This is a genomic window from Cellulosimicrobium cellulans, from assembly GCF_016921195.1.
Taxonomy (GTDB): domain Bacteria; phylum Actinomycetota; class Actinomycetes; order Actinomycetales; family Cellulomonadaceae; genus Cellulosimicrobium; species Cellulosimicrobium cellulans_F.
Genome location: NZ_JAFGYF010000011.1, coordinates 28,292 through 52,808, shown reverse-complemented (window position 1 = coordinate 52,808; position 24,517 = coordinate 28,292). Strand labels below are relative to the sequence as shown.

Annotated in this window: 23 protein-coding genes; 16 read left to right on the top strand and 7 right to left on the bottom strand. The window is 75.5% G+C overall.

Annotation, left to right across the window (positions count from 1 at the left end):
- Positions 1-22 precede the first annotated feature (22 nt).
- The 3 genes from JN535_RS17700 to JN535_RS17690 all read left to right on the top strand — a co-directional run bounded on the left by JN535_RS17700 (position 23) and on the right by JN535_RS17690 (position 4,255).
- Positions 23-622, top strand: coding sequence for a peptide deformylase (locus JN535_RS17700; protein ID WP_205207159.1), 600 nt, complete (start codon positions 23-25; stop codon positions 620-622).
- A gap of 16 nt (positions 623-638) precedes the next feature.
- Positions 639-3,188 carry an ATP-dependent helicase HrpB gene (gene hrpB / locus JN535_RS17695; RefSeq protein WP_205207158.1) on the top strand — a complete coding sequence of 850 codons (2,550 nt, stop codon included), beginning with the start codon at positions 639-641 and terminating at the stop codon, positions 3,186-3,188.
- Between the two features lie 257 nt (positions 3,189-3,445).
- On the top strand, positions 3,446-4,255 hold the full coding sequence (locus JN535_RS17690) for a DedA family protein (protein WP_205207157.1): 810 nt from the start codon (positions 3,446-3,448) through the stop codon (positions 4,253-4,255).
- 42 nt (positions 4,256-4,297) lie between these two features.
- On the opposite strand, the gene coaA is transcribed toward JN535_RS17690, so the two are convergent.
- Complete coding sequence (gene coaA, locus JN535_RS17685) at positions 4,298-5,287, bottom strand: type I pantothenate kinase (RefSeq protein ID WP_205207156.1); 990 nt, start codon at positions 5,285-5,287, stop codon at positions 4,298-4,300.
- Between the two features lie 146 nt (positions 5,288-5,433).
- Complete coding sequence (locus JN535_RS17680; RefSeq protein ID WP_307868917.1) at positions 5,434-6,342, bottom strand: DUF72 domain-containing protein; 909 nt, start codon at positions 6,340-6,342, stop codon at positions 5,434-5,436.
- Positions 6,343-6,469: 127 nt separating this feature from the next.
- Between JN535_RS17680 and glmS the strand changes: the two genes are divergently transcribed.
- The 3 genes from glmS to JN535_RS17665 all read left to right on the top strand — a co-directional run bounded on the left by glmS (position 6,470) and on the right by JN535_RS17665 (position 9,921).
- On the top strand, positions 6,470-8,347 hold the full coding sequence (glmS, locus tag JN535_RS17675) for a glutamine--fructose-6-phosphate transaminase (isomerizing) (RefSeq protein ID WP_205207154.1): 1,878 nt from the start codon (positions 6,470-6,472) through the stop codon (positions 8,345-8,347).
- Positions 8,348-8,447: 100 nt separating this feature from the next.
- The gene (locus tag JN535_RS17670; RefSeq protein ID WP_205207153.1) at positions 8,448-8,798 is read left to right on the top strand and encodes a holo-ACP synthase; all 351 of its coding nucleotides are present in this window, start codon (positions 8,448-8,450) and stop codon (positions 8,796-8,798) included.
- Positions 8,799-8,991: 193 nt separating this feature from the next.
- Complete coding sequence (locus tag JN535_RS17665; RefSeq protein WP_205207152.1) at positions 8,992-9,921, top strand: type IV toxin-antitoxin system AbiEi family antitoxin domain-containing protein; 930 nt, start codon at positions 8,992-8,994, stop codon at positions 9,919-9,921.
- Between the two features lie 96 nt (positions 9,922-10,017).
- Here the strand turns inward: JN535_RS17665 and JN535_RS17660 are convergent, their stop codons facing one another.
- The gene (locus JN535_RS17660) at positions 10,018-11,067 is read right to left on the bottom strand and encodes an LLM class F420-dependent oxidoreductase (RefSeq protein WP_205207151.1); all 1,050 of its coding nucleotides are present in this window, start codon (positions 11,065-11,067) and stop codon (positions 10,018-10,020) included.
- Between the two features lie 133 nt (positions 11,068-11,200).
- On the opposite strand from JN535_RS17660, the gene JN535_RS17655 reads away from it, so the two are divergent.
- The 7 genes from JN535_RS17655 to JN535_RS17625 all read left to right on the top strand — a co-directional run bounded on the left by JN535_RS17655 (position 11,201) and on the right by JN535_RS17625 (position 18,080).
- The gene (locus JN535_RS17655; protein ID WP_205207150.1) at positions 11,201-12,904 is read left to right on the top strand and encodes a bifunctional ADP-dependent NAD(P)H-hydrate dehydratase/NAD(P)H-hydrate epimerase; all 1,704 of its coding nucleotides are present in this window, start codon (positions 11,201-11,203) and stop codon (positions 12,902-12,904) included.
- 31 nt (positions 12,905-12,935) lie between these two features.
- Positions 12,936-13,844, top strand: coding sequence for a pseudouridine synthase (locus JN535_RS17650; protein WP_307868914.1), 909 nt, complete (start codon positions 12,936-12,938; stop codon positions 13,842-13,844).
- A gap of 94 nt (positions 13,845-13,938) precedes the next feature.
- Complete coding sequence (gene alr, locus JN535_RS17645; protein ID WP_205207149.1) at positions 13,939-15,267, top strand: alanine racemase; 1,329 nt, start codon at positions 13,939-13,941, stop codon at positions 15,265-15,267.
- Positions 15,264-15,842, top strand: a complete 579-nt coding sequence (gene tsaE, locus JN535_RS17640; RefSeq protein ID WP_205207148.1) for a tRNA (adenosine(37)-N6)-threonylcarbamoyltransferase complex ATPase subunit type 1 TsaE — start codon at positions 15,264-15,266, stop codon at positions 15,840-15,842. Before alr ends, tsaE begins: the two co-directional genes overlap by 4 nt.
- 47 nt (positions 15,843-15,889) lie before the next feature.
- Entirely contained in the window at positions 15,890-16,627 is a 738-nt protein-coding gene (tsaB, locus tag JN535_RS17635; RefSeq protein WP_205207147.1) for a tRNA (adenosine(37)-N6)-threonylcarbamoyltransferase complex dimerization subunit type 1 TsaB, read from the top strand.
- Positions 16,624-17,175, top strand: coding sequence for a ribosomal protein S18-alanine N-acetyltransferase (gene rimI / locus JN535_RS17630; RefSeq protein WP_205207146.1), 552 nt, complete (start codon positions 16,624-16,626; stop codon positions 17,173-17,175). The genes tsaB and rimI overlap by 4 nt, the downstream gene beginning before the upstream one ends.
- Before the next feature lie 56 nt (positions 17,176-17,231).
- The gene (locus tag JN535_RS17625) at positions 17,232-18,080 is read left to right on the top strand and encodes a sulfurtransferase (RefSeq protein ID WP_205207144.1); all 849 of its coding nucleotides are present in this window, start codon (positions 17,232-17,234) and stop codon (positions 18,078-18,080) included.
- Between the two features lie 81 nt (positions 18,081-18,161).
- Here the strand turns inward: JN535_RS17625 and JN535_RS17620 are convergent, their stop codons facing one another.
- A complete protein-coding gene (locus JN535_RS17620; protein ID WP_240201387.1) occupies positions 18,162-18,782 on the bottom strand; it encodes a malonic semialdehyde reductase in 621 nt (206 codons plus the stop codon).
- A 100-nt stretch (positions 18,783-18,882) separates the two neighbouring features.
- Here JN535_RS17620 and tsaD point away from each other — a divergent pair, with 100 nt between their 5' ends.
- On the top strand, positions 18,883-19,944 hold the full coding sequence (gene tsaD / locus JN535_RS17615) for a tRNA (adenosine(37)-N6)-threonylcarbamoyltransferase complex transferase subunit TsaD (protein WP_205207140.1): 1,062 nt from the start codon (positions 18,883-18,885) through the stop codon (positions 19,942-19,944).
- Positions 19,941-20,963: a hypothetical protein gene (locus tag JN535_RS17610; protein ID WP_205207138.1), complete on the top strand. Its 1,023-nt coding sequence runs from the start codon at positions 19,941-19,943 to the stop codon at positions 20,961-20,963. Before tsaD ends, JN535_RS17610 begins: the two co-directional genes overlap by 4 nt.
- A 16-nt stretch (positions 20,964-20,979) precedes the next feature.
- On the opposite strand, the gene JN535_RS17605 is transcribed toward JN535_RS17610, so the two are convergent.
- A complete protein-coding gene (locus tag JN535_RS17605) occupies positions 20,980-22,137 on the bottom strand; it encodes a glutamate--cysteine ligase (RefSeq protein WP_307868911.1) in 1,158 nt (385 codons plus the stop codon).
- Positions 22,134-23,426, bottom strand: coding sequence for a class I SAM-dependent methyltransferase (locus tag JN535_RS17600; protein WP_205207136.1), 1,293 nt, complete (start codon positions 23,424-23,426; stop codon positions 22,134-22,136). Before JN535_RS17600 ends, JN535_RS17605 begins: the two co-directional genes overlap by 4 nt.
- A gap of 240 nt (positions 23,427-23,666) precedes the next feature.
- Here JN535_RS17600 and groES point away from each other — a divergent pair, with 240 nt between their 5' ends.
- A complete protein-coding gene (gene groES, locus JN535_RS17595) occupies positions 23,667-23,963 on the top strand; it encodes a co-chaperone GroES (RefSeq protein ID WP_021482870.1) in 297 nt (98 codons plus the stop codon).
- A gap of 163 nt (positions 23,964-24,126) precedes the next feature.
- Here the strand turns inward: groES and JN535_RS17590 are convergent, their stop codons facing one another.
- On the bottom strand, positions 24,127-24,417 hold the full coding sequence (locus JN535_RS17590; RefSeq protein ID WP_031316449.1) for a WhiB family transcriptional regulator: 291 nt from the start codon (positions 24,415-24,417) through the stop codon (positions 24,127-24,129).
- Between the last annotated feature and the right edge of the window lie 100 nt (positions 24,418-24,517).

The following is a 24,517-nucleotide window of genomic DNA, read 5'->3' as shown; positions in this document are numbered from 1 at the left end:
GGCGGGGCGACAGGGGGCGGGCGTGCGGCAGGGGGTCGACGAGGCGCTGCGCGAGCACGTGCTCGCGCTCCTCGACACGTACGACGACGGCGTGCTGCCGATCGTCCAGGCCGGCCACCCCGTGCTGCGCACGCCGGCCGTGCCCTACGCCGGGCAGCTCGGCGACGTGCTGCCGCGCTTCCTCGACGCGATGCGCGCGACGATGCACGCGGCACCCGGGGTGGGGCTCGCGGCGCCGCAGGTCGGGATCGGCCTGGCGGTCGCCGTCGTCGAGGACCCGGGCGTCCCCGACGCCGACGACGAGCGCGAGCGCCCGCCGCTCGCCTTCCGGGTGCTCGTCAACCCCCGGTACGAGGTCGTCGGCGAGGACACGAGGACGTTCTTCGAGGGCTGCCTCTCCGTGCACGGCTGGCAGGCCGAGCGGACGCGCGCCCGCTCGGTGCGCCTCACCGGGCAGGACGAGACGGGCGAGGCGTTCGACGACGTGCTGACCGGTTGGCCGGCCCGCATCGTCCAGCACGAGACCGACCACCTGCGCGGCGAGCTCTACGTCGACGCGGCCGACCTGCGCACGCTCTCGTCCACGCTCGGGGTCGCGCGGCTCCCGGGCGGCCCGCGCTAGCCGCGACACTACGGGGGTGGACCCGCTCACCCGACTGCTCGCCGCGCCGCCCGACCTCCCGGTGGGGCACCACCTCGCGGAGGTGGTCGCCGCCGTGCACGCGGAGGGGGCCGTCGTCGTGCAGGCGCCTCCCGGCACGGGCAAGACGACGCTCGTGCCGCCGGCCCTCGCCGTGGCCCTGGACGTCGCCCAGGACAGCCGCGTCGTCGTGACCCAGCCGCGGAGGCTCGCGGCGCGGGCGGCGGCGCGTCGGCTCGCGACGCTGCTCGGCGAGGACCTGGGCGGGACCGTCGGCTACACCGTGCGGGGCGAGTCGCGGACGTCAGGACGCACCCGCGTCGAGGTCGTCACGACGGGCACGCTCGTGCGCCGGCTCCAGCGCGACCCCGAGCTGCCGGGCGTGGCGGCCGTCGTGCTCGACGAGGTGCACGAGCGCCACCTCGAGGACGACCTCGCGCTCGCGCTCCTGGCGGACGTGCGCGAGAACCTGCGCGACGACCTCGCGCTCGTGGCGATGTCCGCGACCGTCGAGGCCGGGCGGACGGCGGAGGCGCTCGGCACGGGGTCACGTGCTGTGCCCGTCGTCGCCGTCGAGGGCGGGCTCCACCCGGTCGACGTCGTCTGGTGCCCCGGGCGCGGCCCTCGCACGGATGCCCGGGGGACGTCGCCCGCGCTGCTCGAGCACGTGGTCGCCACCACGCACCGCGCGCTGCGCGAGCGGACGGGCGACGTCCTCGTGTTCGTCCCGGGCGCGCGCGAGGTGGACACGGTGTCGAGCCTTCTCGTCCGGGGGCTGTCGGACGTCGAGGTGCGTCCGCTGCACGGCCGCCTGTCGCCGCGGGAGCAGGACCGGGCGCTCGAGCCGGGGCCGCGGCGGCGGGTCGTGGTCTCGACGGCGGTCGCGGAGTCGTCGCTCACCGTGCCGGGCGTGCGGGTCGTCGTGGACGCCGGGCTCGCGCGCGAGCCGCGCACGGACGTGCGCCGGGGACTCCCCGGCCTCGTGACCGTCGCGGTGAGCCGGGCGGGCGCCGAGCAGCGTGCGGGCCGGGCCGGGCGCGAGGGCCCGGGGGCGGTGTACCGGTGCTGGTCGGAGGGCGACCACGCGCGGCTCGCGCGACACCCGGAGCCGGAGATCCGCACGGCGGACCTCACCGGGTTCGCGCTCGAGCTGGCGTGCTGGGGAAGTCCGGACGCGGTGGGGCTCGCGCTGCTGGACCCACCGCCGGCGGCCTCCTGGGCCGCGGCGCGCGACGTGCTGCACGGGCTGGGGGCGGTCGGGGCGGACGGGGTGACACCGCTCGGACGCCGGATCGCCGCCGTCCCGGCCGACCCGCGCCGCGCACGGGCGCTGCTCGACGCCGTCCCCGAGGTCGGCGCGCGTCTCGCCGCGGAGGTCGTGGCGCTGCTGTCGGAGGAGGTGCGCGTGCCGGGGGCGGACCTGACGGCGGCGCTGCGCGCGCTGCGCCGCGGCGGTCCCGGCTCGGGAACGTGGGCCGCGCAGCGGGACCGGCTCGAGCGCGTCGCGCGGGCCGCCGCGGCCGACGACGGCGTCCCCGTCGAGGGAGCGCGCGCGGACGCGCGCCTCCGGCCGGCCGAGGACGCCGCCGTCGGGCACGTCGTCGCGCTCGCGCACCCGGACCGGCTGGCCCGCCTGCGCCCGGGCGGCGAGACGTACCTCCTGGTCTCGGGCGCCGGCGCACGACTGCCGCCGGGGTCGCCGCTGCAGGGTTCGCCGTGGCTCGCGGTCGCGGACGTGGATCGCGCGGCGGGCCGGGCGGACGCCGTCGTGCGGTCCGCCGCGCCCGTCGACGAGGAGACGGCGCGGGCCGCCGCGGCGCCCGAGCTGCGGTCGACCGGTGTGGCCGAGTGGTCGGGCGGGCGCGTACGCGCCGCCCGGGTGACCGCGCTCGGCGCGATCGAGCTCGCGCGCGAGCCGTGGCGCGACCCGCCCGCGGACCTCCTGGCGACGGCGGTGCGCGACGGGCTGTGCCGGGACGGTCTCGCGAGCCTCCCGTGGTCCGACGGCGCGGTCCGGCTGCGCGACCGCCTGCGGTTCCTGCACGGCGTCCTGGGGGACCCGTGGCCCGACGTCGGCGACGACGCGCTCCTGGAGGGCCTGGACGACTGGCTGGGCCCCGACGTCCCCGCCGTCGCGCGAGGGGAGCGCCCGGACCTCGCGGACGCGCTGCGCCGCCTGCTGCCGTGGCCGGAGGCGGCCCGCCTCGACGCGCTCGCGCCCGAGCGGCTCGAGGTGCCGAGCGGGTCGCGCGTCGCGGTGCGCTACGACCAGGACCAGCCCGTGCTCGCGGTCCGGCTCCAGGAGACGTTCGGCTGGGCGAGCACGCCGCGCGTCGCGGACGGTCGCGTGCCCGTGCTGCTGCACCTGCTCTCCCCGGCGGGTCGCCCGGCCGCGGTCACGGCGGACCTGGCCTCGTTCTGGGTGCAGGGCTACCCGCAGGTGCGTGCCGAGCTGCGCGGTCGCTACCCCAAGCACGCGTGGCCGCAGGACCCGAGCACCGCTCAGCCGCTGCGGGGGACGTCACGGCCGCGCCGGCGCGACCCCTGAGCAGGTGGACGGCCCTGGTCCTCACGACGTACCCGTGGTCCGCCGGATGTCGTTCGTCGGGATGACGCGTCGTCGGCCGCGGCACGGAAGACTCGTCACCGGGCGCGGCGCTGCCGGGCGGGAATCCTCAGGGGCGAACCGGGGGTTTCCCTGATGGTCGACGTCGTCGCGCTCCGTAGGCTTGTCGTGGCGCAGGACGCCCGACCTGCCGCCGCCGCCAGCCTGGCCTCCCCGCCAGCCGACGAACGAGGACGCCGTTGCCCGACGCCGTGTCGACCTTCCTGGAGAATCTGGAGACCTGGATTCTCGCCCTCGCGGCGTCCGCGTGGATCTATCCCGCGCTGTTCGGCTTCGCGACGATCGACGGGTTCTTCCCGCCCATCCCGAGCGAGTCCGTCGTCATCACGCTCGCCGTGTCCGCGCACGCGACCGGCGAGCCGAACCTGCTGCTCGTGCTCCTCGTGGCCGCGGCCGGGGCGTGGACCGGAGACCAGATCGCGTTCGCGATCGGCCGCGCCATCGGCACCGACCGCGTCCGCATCCTGCGCACCCCGCGCGGCCGCAAGGCCGTGGCGTGGGCGGAGCGGGCCCTCGCGCACCGCGGGGCGTCGTTCATCCTGGCCGCGCGCTACATCCCCGTCGGGCGCGTCGCGGTGAACATGACGGCCGGGGCCGTCGGCTACCCGCGCCGTCGCTTCATGGCGTTCTCGGGGATCGCCGCCGTCACGTGGGCGGTGTACTCGGTCCTCATCGGTCTCGTCGCCGCCCAGTGGCTGGGCCACGAGCCGCTCCTCGCGATGGTCGTCGGCGTCGTCCTCGGGGTGGCCACCGGCTTCGTCATCGACCGTGTGCTCATGATGCGGGCACGGCGCCGGGGCGAGCTCCCGGCGGTGGTCCCGGTGCCCGAGGCGTCGGCGAGCGGTGACCCGGCGTCGCGGGGCACGAGCGCGGACGCGGCGGACGCCCGAGGGACCGGCGTCGACGGGGGAGTGGCGTCCGGGGCCCCGGGGACGACGCCGTCCGGGAGCGCGGGCGGGACGTCGTCGGGCACGACGCGGGCGTCCTGAACCGGGGGCCGTCGGTCGACGGTCGGCGGTCCGCGAGCGGTCTCAGAGCTTGCGCAGGCGGACCCGCTGGACCGAGTGGTCCGCTCCCTTGGTGAGGACGAGCGTCGCACGTCCCCGCGTCGGCAGGATGTTCTGCTCGAGGTTCGGGGCGTTGATCGCGTCCCAGATCGACTTCGCCTTCTCGACCGCCTCCTCGTCCGTGAGGTCGGCGTAGCGGCGAAAGTACGACTCGGGTCGCGCGAACGCCGTACGACGCAGCGCGAGGAACCGGTCGACGTACCACTGCCGGATGTTGCGGGTGCGCGCGTCGACGTAGATCGAGAAGTCGAAGAAGTCGGACACCGCGACGGTCGACTCGTCGTGCGCGCTCGGCCGGGCCGGCTGGAGGACGTTGAGCCCCTCGACGACGAGCACGTCGGGCTTGCGCACGACGGCCTCCGCGCCCGGAACGATGTCGTAGGTGAGGTGGTCGTACACGGGCGCCCGTACCTCGGCGTGCCCGGCCTTGACCCGGGACAGGAACCGGATGAGCGCGCGGCGGTCGTAGGACTCGGGGAAGCCCTTGCGGTCCATGAGGCCACGGCGCGCGAGCTCGGCGTTGGGGTAGAGGAAGCCGTCGGTCGTGATGAGCTCCACGCGCGGCGTCTCGGGCCAGCGGGCGAGCATCTCGCGCAGGACGCGCGCCGTCGTGGACTTGCCCACGGCGACCGACCCCGCGACCCCGATGACGTACGGGGTGTTGCCGGTCTCCTCCCGCAGGAACGTCGAAGTCGCCTCGTGGAGCCCCGACGTCGCGGTCACGTAGAGGTTGAGCAGGCGCGACAGCGGGCGGTAGACGGCGTCGACCTCCGCGAGGTCGATGGGGTCACCGAGCCCGCGCAGGCGGGTGACGTCGTCGTCCGTCAGGGGGAGCGGCGTCGACTCCGACAGGCGGCTCCAGACCGCACGGTCGAGATCGACGTACGGCGAGGACGACGGTGCCGCGAGATGGGCCGGCAGGAGGTCGGACGGGTCGTCGACGGGGGAGGACACCCGCCCGATTCTGCCGGATCCGCGGCGGTGCCGGTGCACGGGGGCCTTCGGCGCCCCGACCGGCCGCCCCGACGGCGCCACCGCCCCACCCCGGACGCACCTGCGGAACCCCTGCTCAGCCGTCCCGCGACCTCCGCGGGTGGCACTCAGCGCGCACCGCCCCCCGCCGCGTGCCCCGGGCGCGCGGCACGACGACGGCGCGGCGCGGGCTCGACCGCGGGGCCCGGACCGGGGATCGCGAGGTCGGGCAGCCGCGTCATGAGGGCGAGCGCGTCGGCCGGGGCGTGGGCGTCACCGTCGTTGTCGAAGTAGACCTCGACCTCGTGGCCCGCCGCGTGCCAGTCCCGGACGCGCTCGGCCCACGCGTCGAGGACGTGCGGCCGGTAGCCGCTCGTGTACAGCGTGCGGTCGCCGTGGAGCCGCACGTACACGAGGTCGCTCGTGACGGCCTCGACGAGCGGCCACTGGCCCGCGCCGTCCGAGATCGCGAAGGCCACGCCGTGCCGTCGCAGCAGGTCGAGCGCCTCGGTGCCCGCGAAGGACTCGTGGCGCGGCTCGAGCGCGTGGACCAGCGGCCGGTCGGCGTCGACCTCGGTCCAGGCGGGCGCGCGGAGGCGGTCGTCGTGGTCGCGGGCGAGCCGGGCGGCCTCGGCCGTCGTCCGGGGCAGGAGGGCGAGGAACTCGTCGAGCAGCGCGGCGTCGAAGGTCGTGCGCGCCGGGAGCTGCCACAGCACGGGCCCGAGCCGGTCGCCGAGGGCGAGCACGCCGCTCGCGAAGAAGTTGGCGAGCGGTGTGCGCACGTCCCGCAACCGCTTCATGTGGGTGACGAAGCGCGGGCCCTTGACCGCGAACGTAAACCCCTCGGGCGTCTGCTCGCGCCACGCGACGAACGACGTCGGGCGCTGGAGGGAGTAGAACGACCCGTTGAGCTCGACCGCGGGGAACGCGGACGCGACGTGCTCGAGCTCACGGCGCTGGGGCAGGCCGACCGGGTAGAACGGGCCGCGCCAGCCCGCGTACCGCCATCCCGAGAGGCCGATCCGTACGGTGGGCACGACGTCCAGCCTCGCGGCACCTGGCGCGGTACGCCCGCGGAGGGGGGTTTTGGCAGCGGGCCTGACGAAAAACCGCGGGATCGTGCGGCTCCGGAGTGGCGGGGGTCCGTGGCTAGACTCGATCACCATGTGCGGAATCGTGGGCTACGTAGGCCCTGGAACCATGGTCGGAGAGGCCTCGGGGCGACCCCTCGACGTCGCTCTCGAAGGACTCGGCAGGCTCGAGTACCGCGGCTACGACTCGGCCGGGGTCGCGCTCGTCGCGCCCGGGATCGACGCCGTCGCGTTCGCCAAGAAGTCGGGCAAGCTCGCGAACCTCGTCGACGAGATCGACCTGCACCCGCTCCCTGCGGCGACCGCGTCGATCGGCCACACGCGCTGGGCCACGCACGGCGGACCGACGGACACCAACGCCCACCCGCACCTCGCGGACGACGACCGCCTCGCGGTCATCCACAACGGGATCGTCGAGAACTTCGCGACGCTCAAGTCCGAGCTGCTCGCCGAGGGCGTGCGGTTCCGGTCGGAGACGGACACCGAGGTCGCGGCCCAGCTCCTGGCCCGCGCGTACCGCGAGACCAAGGACCTCACGCTCGCGATGGGGCAGGTCGCGCGGCGGCTCGAGGGCACGTTCACGCTGCTCGCCGTCCACGCCGACTCGCCGGACACCGTGGTGGGCGCGCGGCACGACTCGCCGCTCGTCGTCGGGCTCGGCGAGGGGGAGAACTTCCTCGGCTCCGACGTCGCGGCGTTCATCTCCCACACCAAGGAGGCGCTCGAGCTCGGGCAGGACCAGATCGTCACGATCACCCCGACGTCCGTCGAGGTGACCGACTTCGACGGGAACCCGGCCGAGGCCAAGCGCTACACCGTCGACTGGGACGCGGCCGCCGCGGAGAAGGGCGGCTTCTCGTCCTTCATGGACAAGGAGATCCACGACCAGCCGCACGCCGTCGCGGACACCCTGCTCGGTCGCACGGACCCGTCGGGCAAGCTCGTGCTCGACGACGTGCGCATCGACGAGGCCGTGCTCCGGTCGGTCGACAAGATCATCGTCGTCGCGTGCGGCACGGCCGCGTACTCGGGCCACGTCGCCAAGTACGCGATCGAGCACTGGTGCCGTATCCCGGTCGAGGTCGAGCTCGCGCACGAGTTCCGCTACCGCGACCCGATCGTCGACGAGAAGACGCTCGTCGTGGCGGTGACGCAGTCGGGCGAGACGATGGACACGCTCATGGCGGTGCGCCACGCGCGCGAGCAGGGCGCCAAGGTGATCTCGATCGTCAACACGCACGGGTCGACGATCCCGCGCGAGTCCGACGCCGTGCTCTACACGCACGCCGGGCCGGAGATCGCGGTCGCGTCGACCAAGGCGTTCCTGTCGCAGATCACGGCCGCGTACCTCCTCGGCCTCTACCTCGCGCAGCTGCGCGGCAACAAGTTCCCCGACGAGATCTCGGCGATCCTCGAGGACCTGCGCGACATGCCGCGCAAGATCCAGACGGTGATCGAGCGCGGCGAGTACGTGCGCGCGACCGCCCGGTCGATGAAGGACGCGTCCTCCGTGCTGTTCCTCGGCCGGCACGTCGGGTTCCCCGTCGCGCTCGAGGGCGCGCTCAAGCTCAAGGAGCTCGCGTACATCCACGCCGAGGGCTTCGCGGCGGGCGAGCTCAAGCACGGGCCGATCGCGCTCATCGACGAGGGCCAGCCGGTGTTCGTCGTCGTGCCGTCGCCGAAGGGCCGCGAGGGCCTGCACTCGAAGGTCATCTCGAACATCCAGGAGATCCGGGCGCGCGGGGCGCGGACGCTGGTCATCGCCGAGGACGGGGACGACGCCGTGCGACCCTACGCGGACGAGATCTTCTGGATCCCGGAGTCGCCCACGCTGCTCTCGCCGCTGCTGGCCGTCGTGCCGCTGCAGATCTTCGCGATGGCGCTCGCGACGGCCAAGGGCCTCGACGTCGACCAGCCCCGCAACCTCGCGAAGTCGGTGACGGTCGAGTAACCCCCTCACCCGCCGAGCATGTGGTTGTGGCCCGTCCGGACCTGCGGACGGGCCACAACCACATGCTCGGCGGGAGGTCGGTCCGTCTTAGGGTGGGCGCATGATCAAGGGCGTGGGGATCGACGTCGTGGACGTCGCGCGGTTCATGGAGACCCTCGAGCGCACGCCCCGGCTGCGCGAGAAGCTGTTCACGGCCGCCGAGCGCGACCTGCCGCCCGCGTCCCTCGCCGCGCGGTTCGCCGCCAAGGAAGCCATCGCCAAGGCGCTCGGCGCACCCGGAGGCATGCGCTGGCACGACGCGACGGTGCACCGCGTCGTCGGCGGGCCGCCCGAGGTCGAGATCACTGGCACGGTCGCGGCGCGCGCGGACGCGCTCGGCATCACCGCCTGGCACCTGAGCATCTCGCACGACGCCGGCATCGCGTCGGCCATGGTCGTCGCCGAGGGCTGAGCCCGCCGTCCGCCGAGCATGCGGTTGCCGCCCGTCCGCGGGCCAGGACGGGCCAGAACCGCATGGTGGGCGGGCGCCATCGCCATGTTCGGCGCGTGGCGTCGCCGTCCACAGGCCCGGTGGTCGCGGTCACCGTCCACAGCCGACCTCAGCTCGACGACGGCGAAGGGCCCAGTGCGGTGAGGTGGCGCTCGTGCGTCGTGCCGAGGTTCCTGAGACCCTGCTCGCCGTGGCCGCGGGCCAGGGTGGTCTCGTCTCCATCGCCCAGTGCCGGGAGCACGGCCTGAGCGACAAGGAGGTCGCGGGCCGGACGCGCCGGGGAACCCTCGCGCGCGTGACCCGTGGCGTCTACGACGTCGGCGCCGTCCCGCTCGCCGGCCGGTCGTGGGACGAGCTCCGCGTCCGGGCAGCCTGGGCGGGCCTGCTCGCCTTCGGGGACGACGCGGTGGCGGTCGGGTCGTGCGCGCTCGTCCTGCACGGCGTCCGAGGGCTGCCGACGACGGTCCGGCCCGAGGCGGCGGTCCCTCGCGGGCGCAACCGGCTCGACCGCGACGGGATCGCGCTGCGGCAGTTCGACGCGGGCATGACCGTCACCGAGATCGGCGGCCGGCCGGTCGCGACGCTCGACTGGGCGCTCGCGCAGGCAGTCCCCGAGCTCCCGCGCGCGAACGGCCTCGCCGTGCTCGATTCCGCCCTCCACCAGGGCCTCACGGACGCCGACGGGTTGCGTCGCGCGCACGAGCACGCGCGCGGGAGACGCGGTGTCGCGAGCCGCCACACGTTGTGGGAGATCGCCGACGCGCGGGCCGAGTCACCGCTCGAGTCGTTCGCCCGGCTCGACTGCGTCGACGAGGGCGTGCCGCCGCACGTGCTGCAGCTTCCGGTCCACGACCACGACGGACGGGTCGTCGCGCGGGGCGACATGGCGTGGCGCTACCGCGACGGCCGGTGGCTCGTCGCCGAGCTGGACGGTCAGGACGTCCACAGCACCCCGCACGCGGTGTTCGCCGACCGGGCCCGACAGAACACGCTCGTCGCGACGGGCCGGATCGACGTCCTGCGCTTCACCGGTCGGGACGTCGGGACGATTGGGCGCGCGGTCCGCGCGGCCCTCCACCGATGACGACGACAATGCGGTTGTCGCCGGTCGAGCATGGGGTTGTGGCCCGTCAGGTCGTCCTGACGGGCCATAACCCCATGTTCGGCGCCGGTTGGGGGGTCAGGATTGGAGGGCCGGGATGACCTGGCGCTGGAAGAGCTCGAGCTGGTCGCGGTCGGTCGCGGCGAACGGGAAGTAGCCGATCGCGTAGCCGAGGCCCTGGTCCCGCAGCCCCGTGAGCGTCTCGACGATCTGCTCCGGCGTGCCGACGAGCGGACCGCCTCGCCACGACGCGACGTTGTCGTCGGCCTTCTCGGGGAAGTACCGGCGCGCGTGCTCCTCGATCCGGTCGAGCCGGTCCGCGACGTCCCGCTCGGTCTCGCCGATGACGACGTTGTAGTTGGCGGAGCGGGTGATCTCGCCGAAGTCGCGGCCGAGGTCGCGGCAGTGCTGCTCGAGCACCGCGGACTTGTGCGCGAAACCTTCCGGCGAGCCGTCGAAGTTCGTGTACTGGGCGTGCCGGGCCGCGATGCGCAGGGTCTTCTTCTCGCCGCCGCCCGCGATCCACAGCGGGATGCTCGGCCGGGCGCCCTCGCCGTCCACGACGACCTGCTGCAACGGCTGCGGGTAGCAGAGCGCGCCGTCGACCTGGTAGCGCTCGCCCTCGAACGTGCCGGACGACCCCGTGCGCCACATGCGCGCCATGATCTGGACGCCCTCGTCGAGCGCGCGCAGGCGCTCGCCCGCGCTCGGGAACCCGTACCCGTACGCGCGCCACTCGTGCTCGTACCAGCCGGCGCCGATGCCCATCTCGAGCCGGCCTCCGGACACGTGGTCGACGGTCGCGGCGACCTTCGCGAGGTACGTCGGCTCGCGGTACGCCATGCACGTGCACATCTGGCCGAGGCGCACGCGCTGGGACGCCGCGGCGAACGCCGCCATGAGCGTCCACGCCTCGTGCGTCGCCTCGGTGCTCGGGGTCGGGGTCGTGTGGAAGTGGTCGTAGACCCACACGCCGTCCCACGCGAACTCGCCGCCCGGCAGGGGCTCGCCCGCCGCGGCGTTGTCGGCGTAGTGGAGCAGGGAGAGCATCGTCTTCCAGTGGTCCTCGGGCGCGACGTCGACGAGGTCGTAGCGCCAGCCCTGCGGGATGAAGAGTCCGAATCGCATGGTCGTCACCCTATGCGGGTCGTCGGCGCCCGCAGCGCGCCCGCGGCCCTCGTCTCACCGCTCGGGCGGCCTCGCCAGGCCGACCGTCGCCGCCGGGCGGGCGACGAGCCCGCGCGGTGGGCAGGATGAGGACATGATCGAAGCCTGGTCCGTCGCCGACGTGCGCGCCGCCGAGGAGCCGCTGCTCGCCGCGGGCGTCCCGCTCATGGAGCGTGCCTCCTTCGCCCTCGCGACCGTCGTCGCGCGCGACCTCGCCCGACGGCGGTCGGTCGCCCTGCCCGACGGCGGTCGTCGGGACGGGCGCGTGACGGGCGCCCGGGCGGTCCTGCTCGTGGGGTCGGGCAACAACGGCGGGGACACGCTCCACGCGGGCGCGTACCTCGCGCGCCGGGGCGTCGAGGTGCTGGCCGTCCTGACGGGCGAGCACGCGCACGCGGGAGGTCTCGCGGCGCTCCGCGACGCGGGCGGGCGCGTCGAGGTGCTCGTCGGCAGTCCCGACGACGCGACGCGGCCCGACCGGCCCCACGACCACCTCGATCCCCACGTCGCCGATCGCGTGGCCGCCCAGGTGGTGCGCGCCGACGTCGTGCTGGACGGCCTCGTCGGCATCGGCGCTCGCGGCGCGCTGCGAGGCGTCGCGGCGGACCTCGTGCGTCGCCTCACCGCGGTGCTCGACGTGGACGACGAGCAGACCGCGGCCGCGACCGGCGGCCGGGGAGCGCGGCGGCGGCCGTGGGTCGTCGCGGTCGACGCGCCGAGCGGCGTCGGCGTCCACGACGGCACGGTGCCCGGCCCGGTGCTCCGGGCCGACCGCACGGTGACGTTCGGCGCGGCCAAGCCCGGGCTCCTGCTGCCGCCCGCGACGCACCTCGCCGGGCACGGCGCGGTCGTGGACATCGGGCTGCGCCTCGGCGCACCCGGCGGGGACGGCCGCGCCCCGGCCCCTCTCGTGCGGAGGCTCGAGCCCGCGGACGTCGCCGCCCTCTGGCCCGTGCCCGGGCCGACCGACCACAAGTACACGCGCGGCGTCGTCGGCGTCGTCGCGGGCACGCCGACCTTCCCGGGCGCCGCGGTGCTCGTCGCGACCGCGGCGGTCCGGACCGGACCGGGCATGGTCCGCTACCGCGGTCCCGACGACGCCACGCGCGCGGTCCTCGCGGCCAGGCCCGAGGTGGTGCCCGCCGCGGGCCGCGTGCAGTCCTGGGTGCTGGGGCCCGGGGTCCCGGCCGTCCCCGGCCCGGACGACGACCCCGTGGACGACGGCGGCCAGCACGAGCGGATCCGGTACGCGCTCGCGGCGGCCACGGGAGAGCTCTCCGCGGACGTCGCGGGGGAGCGGGTGCCCGTGGTGGTCGACGCGGGCGCGCTGTCCCTGCTGCCCGACCGCTGCCGGCCGTCCGTGGTCCTCACCCCGCACGCGGGGGAGCTCGCGACGTTGCTGCGGGCGCGCGGCGACGACGCGACGCGCGACGACGTCGAGGCCGAGCCGTTGCGGTGGGCGCGGCGCGCGCACGAGGCCACCGGTGCGACGGTGCTGCTCAAGGGGTCGGCGACGGTCGTCGTCGGGCCCGACGGCTCGTGGTCCCAGGCCGACGCCCCGGCGTGGCTCGCGACCGCAGGAGCCGGCGACGTGCTCGCCGGGATCCTCGGCACCGTGCTGGCGGCGCACGCCGCGCGGGTCGTCCGGGAGCCGGGGCTGGCCGCGGAGCTCGCTGCCGCGGCCGCCGTCGTGCACGGTCTCGCGGCGGAGCGCGCGAACCCGGGTGGCCCCGTCGCGGCGCTCGACGTCGCCGACGCGGTCCCCGCGGTCGTCGCGGAGCTGCTCGCCGCGCGCTGAGCGCGCGGACCACGCCGGTACCGTGGTGGGCGTGGTCCCCCTCCCCGTGCGCGACGGCCTCAACCCGACGCGCCTCGTGCTGCCGCACGACGCCGAGAGCGTCGCGCGGTACCCGCGCACGCTCGACTACGTGCGCCACCGCTTCCCGGACGACGTCGCGCGCCTGGCCGAGAAGGTCGCGGCGGGCGAGGTCGTCGACGGACGCGGCCGGCCGGTCGACGCGACCACGCCGTACGAGCCGCGCGGCTTCGTGTTCCTCTACCGGGACCCGCCCGTGGAGCCCGAGGTGCCGTTCGAGGTCCGCGTGCTGCACCGCGACCGGGACCTGCTCGTCGTCGACAAGCCGCACTTCCTCGCGACGATCCCGCGCGGCGCGTACGTGGCGCGGTCGGTGCTCGTGCGGCTGCGCCGCGACCTCGACCTGCCCGACCTCAGCCCCGCGCACCGCCTCGACCGCGTGACCGCCGGTGTCCTGCTGCTCACGCTGCGCCCGCAGGTGCGCGGCGCGTACCAGGAGCTCTTCGCGCGCCGCGAGGTGCGCAAGACGTACGAGGCGGTCGCGCCGTGGGACCCGGCGCTCGAGCTGCCGGCCGTCGTGCGCAGCCGCATCGTCAAGCGGCGCGGCGTCATGCGCGCCGAGGAGGTCGACGGCGAGCCGAACGCGGAGAGCCGCGTCGACGTGATCGAGGCCGACGCGGCCCGTGGCCTCGCGCGCTACCGGCTGGAGCCGCACAGCGGCAGGACGCACCAGCTCCGGCTGCACATGGCGCGCCTCGGCGTGCCGATCGTGCACGACAACTTCTACCCCGAGCCGTACGACGTCGCGCCCGACGACTACACCCGCCCGCTCCAGCTCGTGTCGCGCTCGCTCGCGTTCGTCGACCCGCTCACGGGCCGCGAGCGCCGCTTCGAGACCGACCGGACGCTCAGCGCCTGGTGACGGCGGCAGCGGGGGCGCTCGCCGACGAGACCCACCGGACCGTCGCCCCGGCGGGGCGCCGCCCGCCGGGGCGCGGGTGAGAGAATCGACGACCGTGAGCGACACCCAGCGCACGACCCCGGCCGGCACACCCGCCGGCGCCCCTGACCCGTTCGCCTACCCGGCCCGCGCCGTCGTCGACCTGGCGGCGATCCGGGACAACGTCCGCGCCCTCGTCGGGCACGCGCCGTCGGCCCAGGTCATGGCCGTGGTCAAGGCAGACGCCTACGGGCACGGCCTCGTGGCGAGCGCGCTCGGGGCGCTCGCGGGCGGCGCGACGTGGCTCGGCACCGCGCAGCCGAGCGAGGCGCTCGCGCTGCGCGCCGCCGGGATCGGGCCGGACCGCGCTCGCGTGCTCACGTGGCTCTACCCGCCCGGCGCCCCGCTGCGCGCGCTCGTGGACGCGGACATCGACGTCTCGCTCGCCGCGCGCTGGGCGGTCGACGAGGTGGTCGCCGCCGCACGCGCCGCGGGCCGGACCGCGCGCGTGCACCTCGCGGTCGACACGGGCCTCGGCCGCAACGGGATCATGCCCGCCGACCTGCCCGACGTGCTCGACGCCGTCGCGCGCGCCCAGTCCGAGGGCGCAGTGCGCGTCGTCGGGCTCTGGTCGCACCTCGCGTTCGCGGACGAGCCGGGGCACCCGAGCGTCGTCGCGCAGGCCGACGTCCTCGACGAGGCGGTCCGCCTCGCCGAGCGCGCGGGCGTCGCCCCCGAGGTGCGCCACCTCGCGAACTCGGCCGCGACGCTGACCGCGCCGCGCACGCACTACGACCTCGTGCGACCCGGCCTGGCGGTGTGGGGCATGACGCCCGTCCCGCAGCTCGGCCCGCCGTCGCGGTACGGGCTGCGCCCCGCGATGACGCTCGAGGCGCGGCTGGCCACGGTCAAGTGCATGCCTGGCGGGCACGGCGTCTCCTACTCGCACCACTACACGACCCCGCAGGACACGACGCTCGGCGTCGTACCCCTCGGCTATGGCGACGGGATCCCGCGGCACGCCTCGGGCGGCGGCCCTGCGGGGGCGCCCGGCGGCCCGGTCCTCGTCGGCGCGCGTCCCGGCGACGGCGGTCGGGTCCTGCGCGTCGCGGGACGCGTGTGCATGGACCAGCTCGTGCTCGACCTCGGCCCGGACGCGACCGAGCGCGCGGGCGACGTCGTGACGCTGTTCGGCGCGGGCGACGGCGTCGAGCACGACGGCGTCCCCACCGCCGAGGACTGGGCGCGGGCCGCCGGGACCATCAGCTACGAGATCACGACGCGCCTCGGCGCGCGCGTGCCGCGCGAGCACGTGGGGACCCACGTGCTCGACGACGGAGCGCGGGCGCTGCTCGCGCACGACCCGAGCCAGCACCCCAGCACGGAAAGGACGGTCCGCGCATGAGCGACGACCCGACCCCCTCGACCCCCGTCGCGCGCCCCGGGGACGTGACGGCCGCGGACGGCGCGCGCGGCGTCGTCGTGCTGCCCGACGCCGACGCCACCCGCGCGTTCGGCCGCGCCCTCGCGGGCGTGCTGCGCGCGGGCGACCTCGTGATCCTCACGGGCGACCTCGGCGCCGGGAAGACGACGCTCACGCAGGGCATCGGGGCCGGCCTCGGCGTGCGCGGCCAGGTCGCGTCGCCGACGTTCATCGTCGCGCGCGAGCACCCCTCGCTCGGCGACGGCCCGGCGCTCGTGCACGTCGACGCGTACCGCCTCGGGTCGCTCGACGAGGTCGACGCGCTCGACCTCGACTCGAGCCTGGACGAGTCGGTGACCGTCGTGGAGTGGGGGAGCGGGCTCGTCGAGGCGCTCGCGGGCGACCGTCTCGAGATCGTGCTCGAGCGCCCGCGCGGAGGCGTCGGCTCGGAGCAGGACCCGGACGACGACGCCCCCGAGGCGGGGGAGCGGCGCGTGACCGTGCGCGGCGTGGGGTCGCGCTGGTCGGGACTGGACGTCGCCGCGCTGACCCGGTAGCGGGCTCGCGAGGGAACAGTCCCCGTCCCGGCCGTAGGCTGGGGGCCGTGGCTGTTCTCGCGCTCGACACCTCCGCCTCCGTCACCGTCGCCGTCGTCTCCGACGACGGCGCCCGTCTCGCCCGCCGCGACGCCCCCGAGCGCCGCCGGCACGCCGAGGCGCTCGCCCCGCTCGTGGAGGAGGCGCTCGCCGAGGCCGGGGTCGACCGCAGCGACCTCACGGCCGTCGCCGTCGGCACGGGGCCCGCGCCCTTCACGGGACTGCGGGTCGGGCTCGTCACCGCGCGCACGCTGGGCTTCGCGCTCGGCATCCCCGTCCTCGGGGTCCCGAGCCTCGACGCGATCGCCGCGCAGGCCGTGAGCGACCTCGGCCTCGGGCCGGACGACGAGCTGCTCGTCGCGACCGACGCCCGCCGCCGCGAGGTGTACTGGGCGCGCTACCGCGTCGTCGCGCACGAGGGCCCGCACGCCGTGCCGGTCCTCGAGACGGTCGCGGGGCCCGAGGTCGGGCCGGCGATCGCCGTCGCCGAGCACGCCGCGGGCGCCGTCGTGGTGGGGGAGGGCGCCGAGCTCTACCCGGACGCGCTCGACGGCGCCGACGACGCGCCGCTGGTCCCCGACGCGGCCGTCCTCGCGCGGCTCGCGATCGCGCGCCGGGTCGCGGGGACCGACCAGCCGACCGAGCCGCTGTACCTGCGTCGCCCGGACGTCCACGAGGCCGCCGCGCGCAAGCGCGTGAGCGACACGGCGCCCGTCCCGAGCCCTGCACGGGAGGGCGCCCGATGAGCGCGCGCCGCTACGAGATCCGCCTGCGCCCGCTCAAGGCCGCCGACCTCGACCGCGTCGTCGAGCTCGAGCGCGAGCTGTTCGGGCGCGGCGCCTGGACGTACGGGATGCTCGCGGACGAGCTCGCGGGCCTCGGGCGCTGGTACGTCGCCGCGGAGCCCGTGCGGCTCTACGCCGCCGGCCCGCAGCCCGTCGTCGGCTATGCGGGCCTGTGGTTCGACGGCGACGTCACCCAGGTCATGACCCTCGGCGTCGACCCGGCGTTCCAGCACCAGGGCGTCGGCTCCGCGCTCCTGGAGGCGCTCGTCGCACGCTCGCGCGAGCTCGGCGCGAGCGCCGTGCTGCTCGAGGTGCGGGTCGACAACGACCCGGCTCTCGCGCTCTACGCGAAGTACGGGTTCGAGCAGCTCGGCATCCGCAAGCGCTACTACCAGCCCGAGGACGTCGACGCCTACACGATGCGGCTGGAGCTCGGCACGACCGGGCGCCCTGAGGGGCCGGACGCGCCGGACTACGGCACGGCGCCCGACACCGGCGTCCTCGCGTGAGCGGGCCCGCGCCGCGAGTGCCGAGCGCCGGCAGTGACGGGCCGGAGGCCGACGCCGTGCGACGCTCACGCGTCCTCGTCGAGGCCCCGGCACTGGCCGAGGCGCTCGCGGGCGACCGCCCGCCCGTCGTGCTCGACGTGCGGTGGGCGCTCGGCGTCACCGACGGGCGCGAGCAGCACCGCGCGGGGCACGTCCCGGGCGCCGTCTACGTCGACCTCGAGACCGAGCTCGCGGCGCCGCCGTCGCCCGCCGCAGGGCGGCACCCGCTGCCCGACCCCGCCGACCTCCAGGCCGCCGCGCGGCGCTGGGGGGTGCGCGCGGACCGGCCGGTCGTCGTCTACGACGCCGTCGGCGGCACGTCCGCGGCACGTGCCTGGTGGCTGCTGCGCTGGGCCGGCCACGACGACGTGCGGATCCTCGACGGCGGCCTCGCGGCCTGGGAGGCGGCGGGGTACGCGCTCGACGCGGGCGACGTGCGACCCGAGCCGGGCGACGTCGTCGTCACGCCGGGCGGGATGCCCGTCCTGGACGCCGACGACGCGGCCGACCTCGCGGCGTCGTGCGTGCTGCTCGACGCGCGTGCGGGCGAGCGCTACCGCGGCGAGGTGGAGCCGGTCGACCCGCGCGCGGGCCACGTGCCCGGCGCGGTGAGCGCGCCCACCACGGACAACCTCGCCGCCGACGGGACGTTCCTGGACGCGGCTGCGCTCCGCGCGCGGTTCGCGGGTCTGGGGGTCCCGCACGGCGCGGACGACGTACCCCCGGCCGTGGGCGTGTACTGCGGCTCGGGCGTGACCGCCGCGCACGAGGTCGCGGCCCTGGCGACGCTCGGCGTCGAGGCCGCGCTCTACCCCGGCTCGTGGTCGCAGTGGTCGAACGACCCGGCACGGCCCGTCGCGACCTGACCGGACGGGCAGACGCCGCGAGGCGGCACCCCGGTGGGGTGTCGCCTCGGCGGTCGTGCGGTCGCGGCGGGGCCGCGGGCGTCAGACGGTCGCGATGGCCTGCTCGGGCGCGAGGCGCGGCGAGCGCGGGTAGGGCGTGCCGACGCCGTCGGCCACGCCGACGTTGATGACGAGCATCGACTTCCAGCCGCTCTCGGCGAAGAACTCGGCGTCGATCGCGTCGCGGTCCATGCCGTTCATCGGACCCGCGGCGAGACCGGCGGCGCGCAGGCCGACGACGAGGTAGCCCGCCTGGATGTGGGCGTTGTCGCGCGCCATGCCGTCGCGCACCTCGGGGACGGCGTGGAGGTTGTCGCGCATGCCGGGCACGTGCGGGAACAGCGTGTCGAGGTGCTCGTGGAACGCCGGGTCGTACGCGACGACGAGCGACAGCGGCGCGTTCGCGACGCGCTCCTTGTTGCCGTCGTTCATGTGCGCCACGAGGCGCTCGCGGGCCTCGGGCGAGCGCACGGCCAGGATGCGCAGCGGGACGGTGTTCATGGCCGTCGGGCCCCACTTGACGAGGTCGTAGACCGCGGCGAGCTGCTCGTCGGTCACCTCGGCGTCGGTGAACTGCGCGGTGGTCCGCGCCTCGCGGAAGAGGCGGTCGGCCGTGGTCTCGTCGATCTGCAGGCTCGCGGGAGCCAGGGTGTCGGTGCTCATGACCGGGGCAACGGTTGAGCGTTGAACCATCTTCCCGGCAGACGGTGTGACGTGCACGACACGGCGCGGGCCGACCGCGCGCGCGACTACCCTGGACGCCATGGTTTCCTCTGCGAGCTCCGGCGAGCCCCTGGTGCTCGGCATCGAGACGTCCTGCGACGAGACCGGCGTCGCGCTGGTCCGCGGTCGTGAGCTGCTCGTCGACACGGTCGCGAGCTCGATGGACGAGCACGCGCGCTACGGCGGCATCATCCCCGAGGTCGCGTCGCGGGCCCACCTCGAGGCGATGATCCCCACGATCGAGCGCAGCCTCGGCACGGCCGACGTCGACCTGTCCGAGGTCGACGCGATCGCCGTGACCGCCGGGCCGGGCCTCGTCGGCCCGCTGACGATCGGCGCGGCGGCCGCCAAGGCGCTCGCGCTCGCGCTCGGCAAGCCGCTCTACGGCGTCAACCACGTCATCGGCCACGCGGCCGTCGACGAGCTCGTGCACGGCGCGTTCCCGGAGCGCGTCATGGCGCTCGTCGTGTCCGGAGGGCACAGCTCGCTGCTGCTCGTCGACGACGTCGCGACGTCGGTCACCGAGCTCGGCTCGACGCTCGACGACGCCGCGGGGGAGGCGTTCGACAAGGTCGGGCGCCTGCTCGGCCTGCCCTACCCCGGCGGCCCGCACATCGACCGCCTCGCGCGTGAGGGCGACCCGACCGCGATCCGCTTCCCGCGCGGGCTCACCGCCCGCAAGGACCAGGAGAAGCACGCGTACGACTTCTCGTTCTCCGGTCTCAAGACGGCCGTCGCGCGCTGGGTCGAGGCCCGCCAGGACGCGGGGGAGGAGATCCCCGTGCACGACGTCGCGGCCTCCTTCGCGGAGTCCGTCGCCGACGTGCTCACCGCCAAGACCATCGCGGCGTGCGAGCGGCACGGCGTGTCGACGCTCGTCGTCGGAGGCGGGTTCAGCGCGAACTCGCAGCTGCGCGACATGGCCGCGAAGCGCTGCGCCGAGGCGGGCATCGAGCTGCGCATCCCGCCGATCCGCTACTGCACCGACAACGGCGCGATGATCGCCGCGCTCGGCTCGGCGGTCGTGCGGGCGGGGGTGGCGCCCTCGAGCCTCGACATCGGCGTGGACTCGTCGATGCCGCTGACCGTGACCCACGTGTGACGCCGGAGCCCGGCCTCACGCCCGACGAGGCGCTGCGTCGCGCCCACGCGTGGGCGCAGGCGGCCGCGGCGGCACGACCCGGGCCGGAGCGCGTCCGAGCCGAGCACGCCGCGGCGTACTGGGCGGCGCAGCACCGGGCGCTCCTCGTGCCCGTGCCCGCGTACGGGACGCTCGACGTGCCAGCCCACGCGAGCCCGACCGCGACCGCCCCGGCGTACGGCGCGTCCCCGGTCTCGTGGGAGGTGCCGCGCCGCCGTCGTGGCCGTGCCGGGCGGGTCGTGACCGTCGTGCTCGTGCTCGTGGTGTCCGTGGCCGTCTACCTCGTCGACGGCCTGCGCGAGGAGGCCGTCGGCGACGGCGCGGTCCTGCCGACCGAGCAGGAGGGCGCTGTGCCGCCCCCGACGGTCTGGGAGGACCCGAGCCCGGACGCGACCGCGTCGGCCACGGGCGTGGAGGCCGCCTGGAAGGCCGGCGAGTACGCCGAGCCGCTGCCCGACCCCGTGCCGGGCGCGGCGCAGACGACGCCCTTCCTGCCCGACCATCCCGACCCCACGGCCTGGCTGCTCGCGCTCAACCCCGCCAACGAGGGCGTGCAGGTCGTGTTCACCGACGACCCGACGCTCAACTGCGGCATGGCGCACGTCGCGGAGCACGACGCGTACGCGACGGGATCGGCGGGCTGCTTCCAGCCCGCCCACCCGACCGTGCTGTTCGTGTGGTGGGGCGAGGACTCCGACCCGGCGACCAAGCAGGTCCTGCTCGCGCACGAGCTGTCGCACATGCTCCAGTGGTGGCACGAGTTCGACCTGCTCCAGTCGGCCGTCGACTCGGGGTTCGCGGAGGACGAGGAGTGGACGCACGCGCTCGAGACCGACGCGACGTGCCGCGTGCTGTCGTGGGGCGGGTACTCGCAGGCGGCGGCGGACCGCACGTCGTCGCCGTGCGACACCGACGACTGGTCGCCGACGTGGCTCGCCGACCGCGCCGCCGACCTCGGCGTGGTCCTGCGCGACTACTGACCGCCCCGGTGGACCGTCAGAGCGGGCGGCCCGCCCGCATCTCCGCGACGAGCGAGCGCACGACGGCGTCCAGCTCGCCCCCGTTGCGGCGCGCGACCGCGCGCTGGCGCTGGTAGGACGCGCCGCGCCGCACGATCGTGCGCACGCCGTCGAGCTCGTCCAGGCACCCGAGGCGCGCGGCGACGGGCTCGAGCTCGACGAGCAGGCGCCCGACGGCGTCGGTGACGAGCTCCTCGTTGCCCTCGCGGTCGAGGATGACGATCGCGTCCATGCCGTAGCGCGCGGAGCGCCACTTGTTCTCCTGCGCGAACCACGGCGGGATGCTCGGCAGCTCGCGCCCCTCGTCGAGCAGCGTGGAGAAGTGCTCGACCAGGCAGTGCGTGAGCGCGGCGAGCGCGAGCAGCTCGGAGATGTTCGTGACGCCGTCGCAGATGCGCGTCTCGAGCGTGCCGAACCGTGGTGCGGGGCGCAGGTCCCAGCGGATCTCGTCGAACGCGTCGATCACCCCGGTGTGCAGCATGTCCGCGACGTAGCCCTCGAGCTCCTCCCACGTGGCGAACTGGAACGGGAGCCCCGCGGTGGGCAGCTGCTGGAACATGAGCGCGCGGTTCGACGCGTACCCCGTGTCCTTGCCGCCCCAGAACGGCGAGCTCGCCGAGAGCGACTGCAGGTGCGCGAACGTCGTGAGCATCGCGCGCTGGATCGGCAGCACCTTGGCGCGGTCCTCGATGCCGACGTGCACGTGCACCCCGTAGATGAGCATCTGCCGCCCCCACCACTGCGTGCGGTCGATGAGGGTGGTGTAGCGCTGCTTGTCGGTGACCTTCTGCTGCGCCCAGCGGGCGAACGGGTGCGTGCCCGCACTCATGAGCTCGACGCGCAGCGGGTCCGTCACGGCCCGCAGCTCCTCGACCGAGCGCACGAGGTCGCGGCCCGCCTCCCCCACCGTGCGGCACACGCCGCTCACGACCTCGACCGTGTTGAGCAGGAGCTCCTGCTTGATCGACGGGTGCGTGCCCCCGCCCTCCGGGCGCACCGCGTCGAGGACCGTCTGCGCGACCTGGCGCAGGTCGCCCGAGTCGGCGTCGACGAGCGCGAGCTCCCACTCCAGACCGACGGTCGAGCGCTCCGACCGCGCGAACGGGATCGCCGTGCGGCGGGGGAGGGCGGTCACCGCGGCCCGTCCTCACCGGTGCCGGCCCGGCGCGCGTCGGCGCCGGGTGCGGCGAGCGGCTCGACGACGAGCACCTGCTGGGACCCGCCGACGCGCGTGAGGACGATCGTCGCGGTCGCGTCGCCCGTGAGGGCGAGCTGGCGGCGGAGCTGCTCGGGCGTCACGGCCGTGCCCCGCTTCTTGATCGTCAGGCGTCCCACGCGGCGCTCGCGCAGGTAGGACCGCAGCCGCTTGAGCCCGAAGGGCATCGTGTCGAGCACGCGGTAGCCGCGCGCGAGCCCGTCGGCGAGCCCGGTCGCGTCGAGCGGAGCGGGGGAGTCGGTCGTCACGTACGCGATCGTGCGGTCGAGCAGCCGCCCGCCCAGCCCGCGCGCCGCGTGGGCGACGAGACCCGCCCGGATGACCGCGCCGTCGGGCTCGTAGAGGTACTGCCCGACGCCGCCCACGTCGGGGACGACGTCCTCGTCGCCGGGGCGGTGGGTGATCCGGCGTGTCGTGGTGCGCTCGGTTCCGTCCGGGCCCGTCCACGACGTGAGGACGAGCGCGGAGCGTCCCGGTCCCTCGGGCGCGAGCGGGCCGAACCAGAGCCCCGCCTCCACCACGTCCCCGTCGACCGACACCCACTCGGTCTCGGCGTCCTCGGGCAGGCCCGCGTGCGGGATGCCGGGGCCGACCTTGATGCCCACCGCGGGGACCCGCTCGCGCAGCGCCCACACGGCGTCGAGCGGCGGGGCGTACGCCTTCGGGTCGAACACGCGCGTGCCGGCGCGCGTCCGGCGCGCCGGGTCGGCGTACACGCCCTCGATCCGCTCGCCCTCGAGGTCGAGCGCGAGCCCGTCGCCGTGGCGCACCTCGGCCTCGGGGAAGTGGCGCAGGTTCACGGTCGCGATCGCCGCGGTGAGCTCGTCGACGTCCGTCGCGAGCACCTCCAGCTCCGCGGCGGCGAAGGCGAGGGCGTCGACGCCGATCCCGCTCGTGAGGTCCGCGACGCGGCGGATCCCGGCGTCGTGGTACCGCCGGGCGTGCAGACCCGCGACGACGAGCCGGCTCGCCTGCTCCAGCCCCGCCTGCGTGAAGAGCATGCCGTCGGCGAACGCGCCGAGCTTGCCGTGCGCCGCGGCCCGCAGCCGGGACTGGGTGAGGGCTGCGGCGGCGAGGTCCGGGTCGACGCCCTTCGCGCGCAGCCCTGCCGAGAGCACGAGCGCCTGCTGCTCGTCGTACGGCGGGAGCGCGCCGAGCAGCGCCCAGCCCTCGGGGCTGAGCAGCTTGGTCAGCGTGGCGGCGTCCATGGCGTCGATCCTTCCACGGGGGACGGGGACCACGCGCAGCCGGGAGCCCGATCGTCCGAGGACCGGACGTTGGCACTCGCCTTGACCGAGTGCTAACGGCGACCTAGATTTGAGGGCGTGCCGCCACCGTTCGCGGAGGCGGCACCACGTGCGACCAGGCTGTCCGGCACCCGCGACGACGGCCAGCCGGTGCGCTCGACCCATCCGTTGCAGTTCTCACCGCGAAAGGGGAGGTCCGACGTGTCGGTCCCCATCAAGCCGCTCGAGGACCGGATCGTCGTGAAGGCCCTCGAGGCCGAGACCACGACCGCATCCGGCCTGGTCATCCCGGACACCGCCAAGGAGAAGCCCCAGGAGGGCGAGGTCCTGGCCGTCGGTCCGGGCCGTGTCGACGACAACGGCAACCGCGTCCCGCTCGACGTGACCGTCGGCGACAAGGTCATCTACAGCAAGTACGGCGGCACCGAGGTCAAGTACGGCGGCGAGGACTACCTCGTCCTGTCCGCGCGCGACATCCTCGCCGTGGTGGTCGGCTGACGCCGACCCGTTCCAGCAGCAGGGCCCCGCGACCGTCCGGTCGCGGGGCCCTGCTGCGTTCCGTGGCCGGTCGCCCCACCGTTCCCACGGGTCGTGCGCACGTGCTCCCGGTACGACGTCGGACCGGTGCCGTGCAGGTCTGCTGGTGGTGCCGGCGGGCTGGTCAGCCCGTGCGGCGAGCGCCGCCGGCGAGGATCGCCGCACGCTCGTCCTCGCTCAGCCCGCCCCACACCCCGTACGGCTCGCGCACGCGGAGCGACTGCTCGCGGCACTGCATCATGACGGGGCACGAGTGGCAGATCGCCTTCGCGGCCTCCGCGCGCCGTCGTCGCGTCGAGCCGCGTTCCCCCTCGGGGTGGAAGAACAACGTGTCGTCCGCGTCGCGGCACGAACCCTGGTACTGCCATTCCCACAGCTCCATGACGGGCCCGGGGAGCCTCGAGATCTCTGCCATGGCGAACAACCTACAAGCGTTGCAGAAGTTGTTCAAGTCCCCTGTGGCAGAAATGTGAACAGGCAGGTCAGGACCGAACTCGACCCAGTGGTGCGAATGT